Annotated in this window: 8 protein-coding genes; 2 read left to right on the top strand and 6 right to left on the bottom strand. The window is 62.7% G+C overall.

Annotated elements, in window-relative coordinates; genetic code table 11:
- Positions 1–469: 469 nt before the first annotated feature.
- The 3 genes from chrA to A3AI_RS0135420 form a co-directional block, all read right to left on the bottom strand.
- A complete protein-coding gene (gene chrA, locus A3AI_RS0135430) occupies positions 470–1,693 on the bottom strand; it encodes a chromate efflux transporter (protein WP_024520076.1) in 1,224 nt (407 codons plus the stop codon).
- Positions 1,694–1,761: 68 nt separating this feature from the next.
- A complete protein-coding gene (locus A3AI_RS0135425; RefSeq protein WP_024520075.1) occupies positions 1,762–3,789 on the bottom strand; it encodes an ABC transporter ATP-binding protein in 2,028 nt (675 codons plus the stop codon).
- Between the two features lie 119 nt (positions 3,790–3,908).
- On the bottom strand, positions 3,909–5,966 hold the full coding sequence (locus A3AI_RS0135420; RefSeq protein ID WP_024520074.1) for an FAD-dependent oxidoreductase: 2,058 nt from the start codon (positions 5,964–5,966) through the stop codon (positions 3,909–3,911).
- An 86-nt stretch (positions 5,967–6,052) separates the two neighbouring features.
- On the opposite strand from A3AI_RS0135420, the gene A3AI_RS48315 reads away from it, so the two are divergent.
- On the top strand, positions 6,053–6,370 hold the full coding sequence (locus A3AI_RS48315) for a hypothetical protein (RefSeq protein WP_156928092.1): 318 nt from the start codon (positions 6,053–6,055) through the stop codon (positions 6,368–6,370).
- Between the two features lie 226 nt (positions 6,371–6,596).
- On the opposite strand, the gene A3AI_RS0135415 is transcribed toward A3AI_RS48315, so the two are convergent.
- Complete coding sequence (locus A3AI_RS0135415; RefSeq protein ID WP_024520073.1) at positions 6,597–8,183, bottom strand: porin; 1,587 nt, start codon at positions 8,181–8,183, stop codon at positions 6,597–6,599.
- Positions 8,184–8,618: 435 nt separating this feature from the next.
- On the opposite strand from A3AI_RS0135415, the gene A3AI_RS0135410 reads away from it, so the two are divergent.
- Complete coding sequence (locus A3AI_RS0135410; protein ID WP_024520072.1) at positions 8,619–9,101, top strand: MarR family winged helix-turn-helix transcriptional regulator; 483 nt, start codon at positions 8,619–8,621, stop codon at positions 9,099–9,101.
- Positions 9,102–9,146: 45 nt separating this feature from the next.
- Here the strand turns inward: A3AI_RS0135410 and A3AI_RS0135405 are convergent, their stop codons facing one another.
- Both A3AI_RS0135405 and rpoC read right to left on the bottom strand, forming a co-directional pair.
- A complete protein-coding gene (locus A3AI_RS0135405) occupies positions 9,147–10,238 on the bottom strand; it encodes an alpha/beta hydrolase family protein (protein WP_024520071.1) in 1,092 nt (363 codons plus the stop codon).
- 750 nt (positions 10,239–10,988) lie between these two features.
- Positions 10,989–15,188 (bottom strand): DNA-directed RNA polymerase subunit beta', encoded by a 4,200-nt coding sequence (gene rpoC / locus A3AI_RS0135400; protein ID WP_024520070.1) that lies wholly within the window; start codon positions 15,186–15,188, stop codon positions 10,989–10,991.
- Positions 15,189–15,223 lie beyond the last annotated feature (35 nt).

The raw sequence follows: 15,223 nt of genomic DNA, 5'->3' as shown, positions 1-15,223 counted from the left end.
TCGCTGTTCAGCCTGCCACCGAGGTCATGCATCCGAATTCAAGCTCAAGAGGACGTGCTCTCAAGAACCAAAATCGTCCTGGCATTGCCTAGCTATAATCGACAGCGTTTGAGCGGCATTCGTCGAGGGTGGTGCCCGCCGCCAATAAGGCCAAAACGGCCTGAAAGGCGAAATGGGTGATCCGTGCCGACGTTGGCGTTGCTCACCGCCTGTCGTTAAGTGCGGGCCTTGTATAGGCGTGAAATAGGCAAGTCAAGGCGAAACCACAAGAGAAGACGCGCCTTTTGCGCCTGTGAAACGCGCCTGTTCGGCGAACGCGCAACCGCGGAACGTATGGAGTCCTGCCCCTCTACAGCACCCTCCCGGCCGAGCTTCAAGAGGCGGCTCATCTCGCCTTTTTATCCGGGTGTTATATTCATCGGAGCCAGTCGATTCGACCGCCTGTGGCGGCACCCGCGCCGAATCGCCCTCAGTATCCCGCCAAGGACAGCGCCATGCCGCCGACGGCACTAACGATGACCACCACGAGCGGCGGTGCCCGCCAGGCGATCAGCAGGACGAATCCGACAAGCGCCACAGCAAGATCGGGCGGTGCCTTCACCGCGCTCGTGAACACCGGATTATAAAGAGCCGCCGCGAGAATGCCGACTACGGCCGCGTTGACTCCACGCATCGCAGCCTGCGCGCTCGGCCGATTCCGGAGCGCATCCCAGAACGGCAGCATTCCGACGAGAATCAGGATCCCCGGCAGGAATATCCCGAAAAGACCGATCGCAGCACCAGCGAGGCCATGCGGCTCCGGTTTCGCCACGGTCCCGAGATAGGCAGCAAAGGTGAAGAGCGGCCCTGGCACGGCCTGCGCCGCGCCATAACCGGCTAGAAAGGCATCGTCGCTCAGCCAGCCCGGCCCGACGAAGGCTTCGCGCAGCAGCGGAAGCACCACATGACCGCCGCCGAACACCAGCGCGCCCGAGCGGTAGAAGGCGGCAAACAGATCGAGCCCCCCTGCTCCCGCGCGCCCCTGCACCGCGAGGACGCCGACCAGGAGCACGAAAAAGGCGACCAGCGCGGCGAGGCCGCCCCGGCGTGACACCGGCATGCTGACATGCCCACCTTCGGCGGCCGGCGCGCCGCGGCACAGCCACAGACCCGCGACGCCGCCGAGCACGATCGCGCCGACCTGGGCGAGCGAAGCCGTGCTGAACAGAATGATGACAGCGGCAATCACCGATATCGATGCGCGCTCCCGATCCGGGCACAGCGAGCGCGCCATGCCGAACACCGCCTGCGCCACGATCGCCACCGCTACCAGCTTCAGCCCGTGCAGCAATCCACCGCCCAGCGGGCCGCTTAGCGACGTTGCGCCATAAGCGAACAGCACAAGCAGGATCGCGGACGGCAGGGTGAAGCCGGTCCAGGCGGCAAGCCCACCGAGATAACCGGCGCGCATCAAGCCGATCGAGAAGCCGACCTGGCTGCTCGCCGGTCCGGGCAGGAACTGGCACAGCGCCACCAGATCCGCATAAGCCTGCTCGTCGAGCCAGCGGCGGCGGGTGACGAACTCATCGCGAAAATAGCCGATATGGGCAATCGGCCCGCCGAAGCAACTCACGCCGAGCTTGAGAAAGACCGCGAGCACTTCAAGCGCGGAGCCCTTCCCGCCCCTCTCCACCTGTTGCGCGATGCCGGTCATTGCACTCCTTCGGCCGACAAGCCGATTCCGCCGGAAAGCCGGCCGCGACGACGAGGGATCAGATCCGCTCAATCCGCGTCGCCGTCCTCCTCATCGTCATCCTCGACGACCTCCTTCGGGCCACTCGGCGCGCGGCTCTGGTCGTCCCACAGCTTGCGGTAAACGCCGCCTCTGGCGAGCAGTTGCGCATGCGAGCCGCGCTCGATGGCCTTGCCGCCGGAGATCACGATGATCTCGTCCATCTCGACCACGGACGTCAGCCTGTGGGTCGACCAGATCATGGTCCTGCCCTTGGCGAGCTTGAGCAGTGTGCGGTTGATGGCGGCTTCCGTGGTCTGGTCGAGCGCGGAGGTCGCCTCGTCCAACAGCAGCACGGTGGGATCGCGGATGATGGCGCGCGCGATCGCGATGCGCTGGCGCTGGCCGCCGGAGAGCGTGTCGCCGCGCTCGCCGACGGGGGTGTCGTATTTCTGCGGCAGGCTCATGATGTAGCGGTGGATCTCGGCCTTGCGCGCGGCGGCCTCGACCTCGGCATCGGTGGCATCGGGCTTGCCGAGGCGGATGTTCTCGCGGATCGACATGTTGAACAGCATGTTCTCCTGGAACACCACTGCCATGCAGCGCCGCAGCGATTCCAGCGTCACCCTGCGGATGTCGACGCCGTCGATGGTGACGCGACCGTCGTCGGGCACGTAGAGGCGAAGGATCAGATTGAGCAACGTGCTCTTGCCCGAGCCGCTGGGGCCGACGATCGCGACCGTCTTGCCGACATCGAGCTTGAGCGAGAAATCATCCAATACCGCCGTGGGCGCGCCCTCATACCGGAAGGTAACGTGCTCGAAAGCGATGTCGTGGGTGATGTCGGGCAGATCAGGCGCGCCCGGGCGATCCGCGCCGCGGGTCGGCTCGTTGAGCAACTCCTGGATGTGGCGCACGGCCGCGGCCGAAGAAATCGACAGCGGGATGAAATGCATCACATGGGCGATGTTGTAGGACACCTCCCAGAACGCGCTCTCGAAGGTGACGAAGGTGCCGATCGTGATCTGGCCTTTGGTCGCAAGATACGCACCGAGCCCGAGCACCACGAGGTGCAGCAGGAGCACGGCGATGGTCACGGTGCGCTCGACCATGGTCGACAGGAAGACAGCGGAGGCGATCTTGTGGCGCGCTGCGTCGTTGCGGAAGGAGAACCAGCCGAACACCTTGCGCTGCAGGGTGAACGCCTTGACCACGGCTTGCGCGGCGATGCTCTCCTGCACCATTCCGAGCAGCGCGGCCTCGTTCTGCTTCTGCTCGTAATTGGCCTGCACCGCCTTCGGGGTGAGGATACGCGGGCCGATCAGCGTGATCGGGAACACCAGCAGCGCCACCACGGCAAGCTGCCAGTTCAGGAACAGCATCAGGATGATGCCGGCGATCAATTCGAGGAACGGCAGTGCGGCGCCGGCGGAAAAACCCTTGATCGAGCCTTCGAACGCCGCCATGTCGACCGAGAAGCGCGACAGGATCTCGCCGCGCCTGGTGCGCTGGAAATAGGCGGCCGGCAGGTTCTGGACATGCTCGAACAGCATCGTGCGCACGTCCGACAACAGCCCCGCCGTCAGCCGCGCGTCCCACCGTTCGTACCAGACCGCCACGATCGAGGTGCAGATGCCTGCGGTCGCGAGCACACCGAGGATGCGGTAGAGCGCCTGGAAGTCCTCCTCGCCGAGCGCATCGTCGATCAGGAATTTGAGGCTGAGCGGCATGATGACATTGAACAGCGTCTCGACCATCACGCCGATGCTGACGAATGCCAGGATCTTCTTGTAGTTGGCGAGGAAGGGCTTGACGAAGCCGTAGATGGTGGTGAGCGCGCCGGCAGCTTCCTTGGCGGTAAAGACGACGAGGTCCTCGTCATCCTCGTCGTCCTCGAGCTCTAGCGCCTCGTTGTCCTCGTCCAGCTCCTGTTCGTCCTCCGGCTCGGCGGCCGGCGGCGCCGGCTTGTCCTCGCGGACCCGCGCGGCGGGAATCTGTCCGGTCAGTCGCGCATTCGCCTCGCCCACCTCCGGCGAGCCGCGGACGTTGTCACTGGACAATGAAGGCTTGGGCGCCATTCGACCAACCGATGCTGCACGGCCGGCATGACCGCTGATAGAGGGCAAGCGCGCCACCGCTTTACCTTTAGCGATCGGCGCCCGTTCAGCAAAGTTACTACGGCAATGCGACGACGAGGTTAATCTTCTTCGTCGCCGACCTTATCGAAGAACGAATAGCGCAGGCTGTCGGAGTCCGCATACCAGCGGCCGGGCCCCTTGTTCGCCGCAAGGGTCGCCGTCCACAGCGCATCGGTGCAGTCGTGGCGATGCATCGCCAGATCAAAACCGTTGCCGAAGAACAGCTCCGACCATTCCCACCAGGTGCCGAGCTTCTTCACCCCGCGCAACAGGTCGTAGCGGTCGATCAGGGTGGGCGCCATGTCGGATGTCACCGATCCGAAGATCACGCCGGTGCCGACCACGCGATTGAACTCGCGGATGGCGCGCGGGACCTGCTTGCCGGCGACGTTGCAGAGGCTGGTCTCGAACACGAAATCGAACTCGTTGTCGGCGAAGGGGATCTCGACGATCGAGCCGAGCTTGTTGAACTTCTTCAATTCCTTCGGCGTCTTGCCGTGGATGTAGCGGTTGTTCTCGATGCCCCAGGCGTCGATCCCGCGCTCGCGCAGCGCGCCGACCAGTTCGCCGCTGGCCGAGCCCGCGATGAGGAGCTTGTAGCCCTGCTCCCGCCCCCAGACGATGCGGATCATCTCGCGCAGATAGTCGGGGTCGGTGAAGTGCCGCCAGGCCTCGCGATAGGGACCGAGACCGCGATAGTTCTCGAAATAGCCGCGGTCGATCTTGTCCGACAAAGGCTCGCCGTTCTGGGCGCGCGCGCGGCGCAGCCGCATCATCTCGGTCAGGATGATGTCGGTCGCCGCGTCAGAGGAGTCGAGCAGCCCGTTCAGCGTCGAATCGAACAGGTAGTCGCCGACCAGGACGATGCCCGGATGCTGCTTTGGCTCGGGCCGGTGGTTGGTCACGACGTCGCGCACGGGAAGACCGCCGGGGATGGCATTCACCGACGACAGCCAGCGATGCACCTTGCCTTCGAGGAAGTGTGCGCGCGCATCGCCGAGCGAGGCCGGCAGCGATTTCAGCGCGGTCGTGATCAGATCCGCATCGCTCAGATTGGCAAAGGCGAGCGCATCCGAGCCCGGAATCAGGAAATTGAGCACGCCGTGCCGGCCGACATCGTGCCGCGCGCCTTCATTGTAGACGCAGCAGCCGCCGAAGGCCTCCGACATGAACCAGGCGCCTGCGATCTTGTCGCCCCAGAACGGCTCATCGAACAGGAGCGAGGCCCGCAGATAATGCGCCGGCCGATCGAAATAGGCGACGTGCTTGCCCATCGACTTGCGCAGCGCCTCGCCTTCCCAGCCCAGCGTTGCGAGCCAGGAGTGCGGCAGGCATACCAGCACGAGATCGAATTCGCGCGTCTCCGGGCCCTTGCCGTTCATCATGTTGAGGCGGTAGCGGCCGGCCTCGGTCTTGCCGACCTTGAGAACGCGGTGATTGAGCTGGATATCCGCGTCGACCTCGGACTGCAGGCACTCGATCAGCTGCTCGTTGCCGTTCTGGATCGAGTACAGGCCGATATAGCCGTCGATATCCATCACGAAATTCTTCAGCGCATTGAGGGCGTTGGTGTTGTGGCCTTCGGTGGCGATATCGGAGCGCGCCATCACCCTGAAGAAGCGCCGGGCGGTCTCGTCGTCGACCTCCTTGTCGAGCAGTTCGTCCGCGTTGATCTGGCTCCACGGATGATCGTTGTCATGCGCGCCGACGCCTTCGTAATACTCGATCGGCGAAATCATCTCGCCGCAACGCTTGCGGAACGATTCGATCGCCTCCGCGGTCTTCGCTCCGTATTTGCGGCGCATGCCCCGCACATCGTTGAGCAGCTCGCCATCCAGCATGACCTGCTCGGCATCCATCGGGATCGTCTGCAGCCCGAAATGCTGGATCAGCTCACGCAACGGATCCGGGCCTGTCATTGAGTAGTCATAAATCTCGGCGACGCCCGCCTCATACATTGCGGGCGCCGAATCGAATTTCCGCGTCAGCACCTTGCCGCCGAGCCGGTCGGACGACTCGAAAATGGTGACGCGGCAAAGCTCCCCGAGCTTCCGCTTCAGGTACCAGGCGCTCATCAGGCCCCCCGGCCCGCCGCCAACAATTGCAAGATCAAGCATGATTCGTCCGTGCGCTCCGACGCCCCCGCCGCGGGAACACCGGTCTAAGTCGAAATACCAAAAGCGCTTTTCAGCATGAAGGGAAGATGAACAAAGTAGGCTCCCGCACTGCAGCAGGGACGGAAATGCTCAAAAAGCCCAGCAATCCCGCGCAATCCGTAATCATACGGGGCGCGGATGTTGCTTTTTCAAACCGGTCTGCGCGCTTCGGTCCGTCCGCGCACCGGCTCACGGCCGATTTTTGCTGCTGCCGCGGCCTGCCCAAAATGAAAAACCACCGGCGGGGCATCGCCGGTGGTTTTGGAGGTTTAGCAAAAAGTAGGCTCGTCTCCGAGACTAAGCTGCCGTCCAACGATTTGGCCGGTCAACTGAAGCAAAGATACGTTATCCAATTACTTGAGTAAATCAGATTTTTTGTTCCACAGACTCTTGCCCCGTCATGTGTCCCATCTGCATCACCGACTGCACGCAGGCAAGCGCAGTTAAAACATCACCGCGGGCTCGGCTTCCTGATTGCGCATCATTGCCCAAGTGCGCCAACACGACGCTCGCGAATCCGACTCGCGCCCACATGAAAACCCCCGGCAGTTGCCTGCCGGGGGTCTTGTCAGACGGTCCGTAACGATCGGATCAGAAGTTGCGCTGAACGCGCACGTTGAGCGACAGTGTGTTCTGGTCGGCGAAGCTCCAACTCTGGATCGGTTGCGGCGCACCGGGGGTGAACGTCGCACTACCCGACCAGTTCTGCTGCAGGCCGAACCACTGCAGTTCGGCCGAGAACGTGAAGTTCTTGACCGGGGTCCAGCGGGTAACCACACCCGCCATCGCAGCAGTGTAGTTCGGGTTACAACTATAGGTCACGCCCAGACCGGGAACGAGGGCGCCGAAGGCTCCGCACATCTCGGTCCGAGCCGCGCCGTCATACCGCACCCAACCGGCGCCACCGTACAAGCTGGTTGACCAGTACGGATCCCAGTTGTGGTTGAACGCGCCCCGGACACCGTAGGCCGTGGTCAGATGGATATTGCCATCGCCACCCGCAGCCGCCGGCAAGAAGACACCGTCGGTGGTCGCACCGACGCCGATCGTGCCGCTGCCGCCGAACTGGCCGGGAACGCCACCGATCATCAGGAAGCTCGGCGACGCTGCCGACGTCGAGATCACGTTCTTGGTGTCACCCTTGGCCCAGGTGGCGTCGATCTTGAAGTCGTCGCCAGGACCAGTCGGGATGTTCTTGATCTGCAAGGCAGCCATCACCGAACCACCGAGCTTGCTCTCCGGATGACCCGACAGGACCGAGTCGGTCAGAGCCGTCGTACCCGCCACTGGAGCGCCACCCGCGCCAAGGGCGTTATAAGATGCGTTGACCATATGCAGCGCGCCCGAGATCTGGAACAGACCCCAGGCCTGATCGACGCGAACGTTACCGACCACATCAGGCATGACGAAGCCGCCATAGGCGTTGGCGCCAGCAAAGCCGGTCGTCAGCGGTGTGCCGAGCGGCACCGAGAGGTTCCACAGCCCAGTGCGGTTGAACACGGTCGGATCGTCGAGACCGACGCTGGCCGACACGCCGTTGCCGAACTGCGCGGTGTATTGGATGTTGTTCACGCCGGTGACGGAGTCCTCGCCGCCGATCAGGAACGACGTGTTGTTGCCCGGATAGCCGTTCCAGGGCGTCGCATAGGCCGAGGACGACTTACCGAAGGTGAATCCGGCGAACTGGATGAAGACGTATTCGACCGCGACATAGCCACCGCCAACGCCGTTCAGTTCAGAGCTGTTCGAGCCACCAAGGGCGGTCGGAGCAGCACCGAGGACGGTCGGGTTGGAGGTGCCGAAGTTGTTGAACTGGAAGTCGCCCTGGGCGAAGGTGCGGACGACGCCATATTCGGTGGCGGTGCGGGTATCAACCGTCAGCGCCATACGGGAGCGGCTGTTGATCCTATCGGTGAAACGATCACCGGTGCCGAGACCGCCGTTCCAGGCCGGCTGGTTGTAGATGCCGCCGTTGAAGGTGGTATCGACACGCAGATAGCCACCGATCTTGATGCAGGTGTCTGTGCCGGGAATGTACCAGAAACCCGCGCCGTACAGCGAGCAGACCCTCACGTATTCGACCGCTTTGGCCTTTACGGGAAGATCAGCAGCCTGCGCCCCGCCCACGGCGAGCAAGCCCGCCGCAGAGCCGAGGATGAGGCTCTTAATCATCTTCATTGTAACCCTCCAAGTTGCTCTTTCTGGGAGAAGGGCAGACCTGACGGAGTAAGCCCCCCACAGCGACCAGCCCCCTCGCCCCCTTGAATAACCGCTCAGTCGTTTCGCACCCTTGGGCCACCCCGCCCTGATGCGCGGGACTTGAGCGAACCACCTCACGGGACGATCCAGATCCCCAGGCCGTCGCAGGCAAATATGCATTTGCAGATTTGATAATCAAAACAGTTTATTTGATCAGTAAAACGATTGACATCTCCTTGTATCCTTTTTGCAACGGGCGCTTTGCGACGAAATCGCAGTGCAACAGGCGCCGATATATCGCTTTCACAACTGATCTTTTTTGCTTTTTTTCCAAAAGAATTGGCTCAAGATAGGTTATGGCAGCAAGCAACAAGACGAGCCTGGGCCAGCTCGGTCCAGCAAGGGGGGGCAGGCTTGGACAGCAGCGCCGGCAAGAATCAGGACGCGGTCAGGCGCTTCACCTGGGCGATCGCGGCTATCAACGTGCACCTCGAAGAACTGCGCTACTTCTGGGCCAAGAAGCTCGGCATCAGCGGTCCGCAATGGATGATTCTGATGGCGCTTGCCGACATGGATCAGGCCGACGGCGTGCCGGTGAATGCCGTCTCCAGGAAGCTGCATGTCGATTCGTCGTTCGTCACGACGCAATCGAAGCTGCTTGAGAAGAAGGGCTTTGTGCGCCGCAAGCCCTCCAGCGAGGACGCGCGAATCGTGCAGATGTCGCTGACGGACAAGACCTACAAGCACCTGGCGAGTCTGTCCGCTCAGCAGGAAGCGCTGAATGAGTTCATTTTCGCGGAATTTGACGGCCGAGCACTTGATGAGTTCACCAACAAGCTCGTCAGCCTGCAGAGCCGGCTCGAGAAGGCATGCATGAAGGTGACGCTGGACATCTGAAACGGTGCCGCTGGCCGGTTACGCTTCAACCGCATCTCACGCGCTTCAGGTCGGGCTGTTGCGCAGATGCGCCGCGATCCAGTCGAAAATGTACTCGTTCGCCAGCGTAGGGTTGTCAGCATGCCCCTGCATGGCGGCCGTCTCGTCGGCCTTGAAGATCTTCAAGGTCACATCGCTATGTTCGGTCCGCAGCACTTCATAGAGCTGGCGCGCACGTTCAGGCTTGAGCCAGCCGCGTTCGCCAGCGGGAATCAAGACCGGGCAACGGATGTTGCGAGACGCCGTACTCAGCGAGGCATTGAAATGCCCAACTCGGTCGTGCAGGAAGGCGCGCTCCTGTAGATCCCAGATGCCGCCGTCGCACACCGCAGCGGCGAAGCGATCGTCGAAGGCGATGCCCCGCGCGACGAAGGACGAACTTCCGCCATCGCCAAGAATCGCAACCCGGCGTTCGTCGACATCGTGGCGCTCCACGAGATAATCCATGACATGACTGATCGCGGTTTCGAGGTCGCGGCGGCCGACGATGTCTTCAAAGGCATCCCCCGCCCCCGCACCGAAGAGGTCGATCGCCAGCAGCGCCATGCCGCGCTCGTCGGCATGCCGCGCCATCTTGTGTAGAAATTCTTCCTTCCTCTGTCCCGGCTCACCGATGCAGATCACCGCCGGCGCACGGCCGGCCGTGCCACGGGGCGGCAGAAAATAGGCCTCTAGCGGGTAATCGCTCAGCCAGGGAATCGAGACCACCTCACCGGGCCGGTCGCGATGCTGAAGAAAGCTCGTTGCGCATCGGCGCATGCTTTCGATCACCGCGTGGCGCTTGCTGTCGGCGGCCTCAAGCTGGAAAGCCGCAGCCTGATAATAGCCGATGGCGCGAAGCCAATTGCTGCGCGCGGTGCTGAGATTGCCGTCACGTAGCGCCGCGTCTCCGCGTCCGGCATTGGTGTCGGCGATCCGCTTCCATTCGAGATACCAGGAATCGTCGTCATCGAAGTCGATGCGGCTCGCCACCATCAGACATTCGGCAACCGCAGCCCCTCCCTCCTGGGCCGACGCAAGCAGCCGCACGAATTCGACCGACAGGTCTTCCCTGTCTGGCCAGCAGGCCTGACCCGAAGGGCTGGCTTCAAATCTCATGCGGTGAATATTCAAAGCTTCATTCCATTAGATGACTTAATCAATCGTTGCGGGTTGGGAAAGCCGAAGCACCACGCCGCCGACGCATGGCGCCCCGTCATTTCCAAATGGGCTGAGTCCAATGGGCTGAGGGAAGCTGTGCAGGATATGACCGAAGTCTGACACGTCACACCGTCGAGGGCGCCCCGCCCAACGTGAACGCATCCGCCGCCCATGACGCTGTCAGGCGATCCGTTTGTGCGCAAATCAATCTCGCGCGAGCGCGCTCCCCAGGTCGCCGACACCATCCGATCCGGATCGGCCCAGCTTGCGGGCCTCGCTTTACAAGACCCTTGTTGCCGTTTTGCGAAACATGCCGACACAAATCTTTACACTGTAAAGATTATGGTATAGTTCAGGAATGTTAGGGTCAAGGGCAATCTTGCAGCAGCAAAATCGGCGGCTTGCAGGCGAGGTAACGAAAACCTCGGTAATTTGGGCGCCTGCGGTTATCTTCACGCATCACACACGAATTGGTGATCTCGCACGCGCTGTGCGTGATGGAAGCGACGGGCGCCGCGGGCAGCCGCACTAGCAGAATCGTTGCGGCGTGTTTCTCGCGCCTCCCGTCGCCTTCGTGCTCCACTGGATCGACTGGGCGCAATTTGCGGTGTCGCGTAAGAAGCGATGCCGCCTACGCAATAATGAAAAAGGCCGGCATGACGCCGGCCTTTCGATTCGTGTGATGACTTAGCGACGGCCAGATCCGGCTCACTCCGCCGGCGGCAGCGCCAACGGCTCGGTCTCCGGGGCGGTCGGCACGATCGCCGACTGCTTCTCGCGCTCGTCCAGGATCAGCTTGTCGCGCTTCAGCGCGACTTCGCGGATCCGGGCCATCGAGGCGCCGGTGCCCGCCGGGATCAGCCGGCCGACAATGACGTTCTCCTTGAGGCCTTCCAGCGGATCCACCTTGCCGTTGACGGCGGCTTCGGTGAGCACGCGGGTGGTCTCCTGGAACGATGCCGCCGAGAAGAAGGAGCGGGTCTGCAGGCTCGCCTTGGTGATACCGAGCAGAACCGGCGTCCCCGTCGCGGGCTTCTTGCCCTCGTCCGTTGCCTTGACGTTGAGCGCGTCGAACTCGATCTTGTCGACCTGTTCGCCCGCGATCATGTCGGTATCGCCCTGGTCGGAGACCTCCACCTTCTGCAGCATCTGACGGACAATCACCTCGATGTGCTTGTCGTTGATGAGCACGCCCTGCAGCCGGTAGACTTCCTGGATTTCGTTGACCAGGTAGGCAGCGAGCTCCTCGATGCCCTTGATCGCCAGGATGTCGTGCGGTGCCGGATTGCCTTCGACGATGAAGTCGCCCTTTTCGACGACGTCGCCGTCCTGCAGGTGGATGTGCTTGCCCTTCGGGATCAGGTACTCACGCGGCTCCTCGGTCTTGTCGAGCGGCTCGATCGAGATGCGGCGCTTGTTCTTGTAGTCGCGGCCGAAGCGGATGGTGCCAGCGATCTCGGCGATGATCGCCGCATCCTTCGGCTTGCGGGCCTCGAACAGTTCCGCCACCCGTGGCAGACCGCCGGTGATGTCACGCGTCTTGGCGCTCTCGGTCGAGATACGCGCCAGGATGTCGCCCGGCATCACCTTGGCGCCGACGTCGACCGACAGGATGGCGTCGACCGCCAGCATGTAGCGGGCGTCGCCGCCACGCGCGAGCTTCGCGACCTTGCCGTCCTTGCCCTTGACCACGATCGCAGGCCGCAGGTCAGCGCCACCACGCGTGGTGCGCCAGTCGATGACGACGCGCTTGGCGATACCGGTGGACTCGTCGAGCGTTTCCGAGATCGACTGGCCTTCGACCAGGTCCTCGAACCCGATCGTGCCCTCGGCCTCGGACAGCACCGGCCGGGTATAGGGGTCCCACTCCGCGATACGCTGACCACGCTTGACCATGTCACCTTCGTCGACATGCATGCGTGAGCCATACTGGATGCGGTGGGTCGCCCGCTCGGTGCCATCGGCATCGACGATCGCCACCACCATGTTGCGCACCATCGCGATCAGATGGCCTTCGCTGTTGCGGGCGATGGCCTTGTTCTTGATGACGACCTTGCCTTCGAAGTTCGACTCCACGAAGGACTGCTCGTTGATCTGCGCCGCACCGCCGATGTGGAAGGTACGCATGGTGAGCTGGGTGCCCGGCTCGCCGATCGACTGCGCCGCGATGACGCCGACCGCTTCGCCGTGGTTGACCGGCGTGCCGCGGGCGAGATCGCGGCCGTAGCACTTGGCGCAGATGCCGTTGACGAGCTCGCAGGTCAGCGCCGAACGGATCTTCACCTCCTGGATACCGGCCTGCTGGATGGCATCCACATGGCTCTCTTCCATCAAGGTGCCGCGCTTGACGACCACCTTGTTGGACGCGGGATCGCGCAGATCCTCGCCCGCGACGCGGCCGAGAATGCGGGAGCCGAGCGAAGCCACGACCGTGCCGGCATCGATGATGGCGCGCATCTTGATGCCGAGGGAGGTGCCGCAGTCATCGGCCGTGATGATGCAGTCCTGCGCCACGTCGACCAGGCGGCGGGTCAGATAGCCGGAGTTCGCGGTCTTCAACGCTGTGTCCGCGAGGCCCTTGCGGGCGCCGTGGGTCGAGTTGAAGTACTCGAGCACCGAGAGGCCTTCCTTGAAGTTCGAGATGATCGGCGTCTCGATGATCTCGCCCGAGGGCTTGGCCATCAGGCCGCGCATGCCGGCGAGCTGACGCATCTGCGCCGGCGAACCGCGCGCACCGGAATGCGCCATCATGTAGATCGAGTTGATGTCGGCGTCCGCACCCTTCGGGGTCTTCTTGGTCGCGGAAATCTCCTTCATCATCTCCTTGGCGATTTCCTCGGTCGCCTTCGACCAGGCGTCGACGACCTTGTTGTACTTCTCGCCATGGGTGATCAGGCCGTCATTGTACTGCTGCTCGAAATCCTTCGCCAGCGTACGGGTCTGGTCCACGATCTTCCACTTGCCGTGCGGCACCACCATGTCGTCCTTGCCGAACGAGATGCCGGCCTTGAACGCATTGTAGAAGCCGAGCGCCATAATCCGGTCGCAGAAGATCACCGTCTCCTTCTGGCCGCAGTGGCGGTAGACCTGGTCGATCACGCCGGAGATTTCGCGCTTGGTCATCAGCTTGTTGATGATCTCGTAGGCGACCTTCTGGTGCTTCGGCAGCACATTGCCGAGCATCACGCGGCCGGGCGTGGTTTCGATCCAGCGGCGCGACACCTTGCCGGTGTCGTCGATGCCCTCCCACCGGTACTTGATCTTGGTGTGGAGGTGGATGACCTTGGCATGCAGCGCGTGCTCGAGATCGGACATGTTGCCGAAGGTCTTGCCTTCGCCGGGCAGGCCTTCGCGCATGATCGAGAGATAATAGAGGCCAAGCACGATGTCCTGCGACGGCACGATGATCGGCTGGCCGTTCGCCGGATGCAGGATGTTGTTGGTCGACATCATCAGGACGCGCGCTTCCAGCTGCGCTTCCAGCGACAGCGGAACGTGCACGGCCATCTGGTCGCCGTCGAAGTCGGCGTTAAAGGCGGCGCAGACCAGCGGATGCAGCTGGATCGCCTTGCCCTCGATCAGCACGGGCTCGAAGGCCTGGATGCCGAGGCGGTGCAAGGTCGGCGCGCGGTTGAGCAGCACCGGATGCTCGCGGATCACCTCGTCCAGGATGTCCCAGACCTCGGGCCGCTCCTTCTCGACCAGCTTCTTGGCCTGCTTCACGGTGGTGGACAGGCCCTTGGCGTCAAGCCGCGAATAGATGAACGGCTTGAACAGCTCGAGCGCCATCTTCTTCGGCAGGCCGCACTGATGCAGGCGCAGCTCCGGACCGACCACGATAACCGAACGGCCGGAATAGTCGACGCGCTTGCCGAGCAGGTTCTGCCGGAAGCGGCCCTGCTTGCCCTTGAGCATGTCGGCCAGCGACTTCAGCGGACGCTTGTTGGCGCCGGTGATGACGCGGCCGCGGCGGCCGTTGTCGAACAACGCGTCGACGGCCTCCTGCAGCATGCGCTTTTCGTTGCGGATGATGATGTCGGGAGCGCGCAGCTCCATCAGCCGCTTCAAGCGGTTGTTGCGGTTGATGACGCGGCGGTAGAGGTCGTTGAGATCGGACGTCGCGAAGCGGCCGCCATCCAGCGGCACCAGCGGACGCAGGTCCGGCGGAATCACCGGCACGACGGTCAGGATCATCCATTCCGGCTTGTTGCCGGAGTGGCGGAACGCCTCGACGATCTTCAGACGCTTGGCGAGCTTCTTGTGCTTGATGTCGGAGTCGGTCTCCGCCATCTCGGCGCGCAAGGTCACCTCGAGCTTCTCGAGCTCGAGCGCCTTCAGCATCTCGCGGATCGCTTCCGCGCCGATCATGGCGGTGAACGAATCCTGGCCGAATTCGTCCTGCGCCTTCAGATACTCGTCTTCCGACAGCAGCTGACGGTCCTTGAGCGAGGTCAGACCCGGCTCAAGCACGACGTAATATTCGAAGTAGAGAATCCGCTCGAGATCCTTCAGCGTCATGTCGAGCAGAAGGCCGATGCGGGAGGGCAGCGACTTCAGGAACCAGATGTGGGCGACGGGGGCTGCGAGTTCGATGTGGCCCATGCGCTCGCGCCGGACGCGCGAAAGGGTCACCTCGACCGAGCACTTTTCACAGATGATGCCCTTGTACTTCATCCGCTTGTACTTGCCGCACAAGCACTCATAGTCCTTGATCGGCCCGAAGATGCGGGCGCAGAACAGGCCGTCACGCTCTGGCTTGAAGGTGCGGTAGTTGATGGTCTCCGGCTTTTTGATCTCGCCGTAGGACCAGGACAGAATTTTCTCGGGGGACGCGATCGAGATCCGGATCTGGTCGAAGACCTGAGCCGGAGTCGTCGGGTTGAAGAGATTCATAATCTCTTGGTTCATCGTCTTCTCCTCGCGTGCCGGGCCAAAGCCGGCAG

Origin of the sequence: Bradyrhizobium sp. Tv2a-2 (assembly GCF_000472425.1) — a bacterium.
GTDB lineage: Bacteria > Pseudomonadota > Alphaproteobacteria > Rhizobiales > Xanthobacteraceae > Bradyrhizobium.
This window is presented reverse-complemented; position numbering and strand designations above follow the sequence as displayed.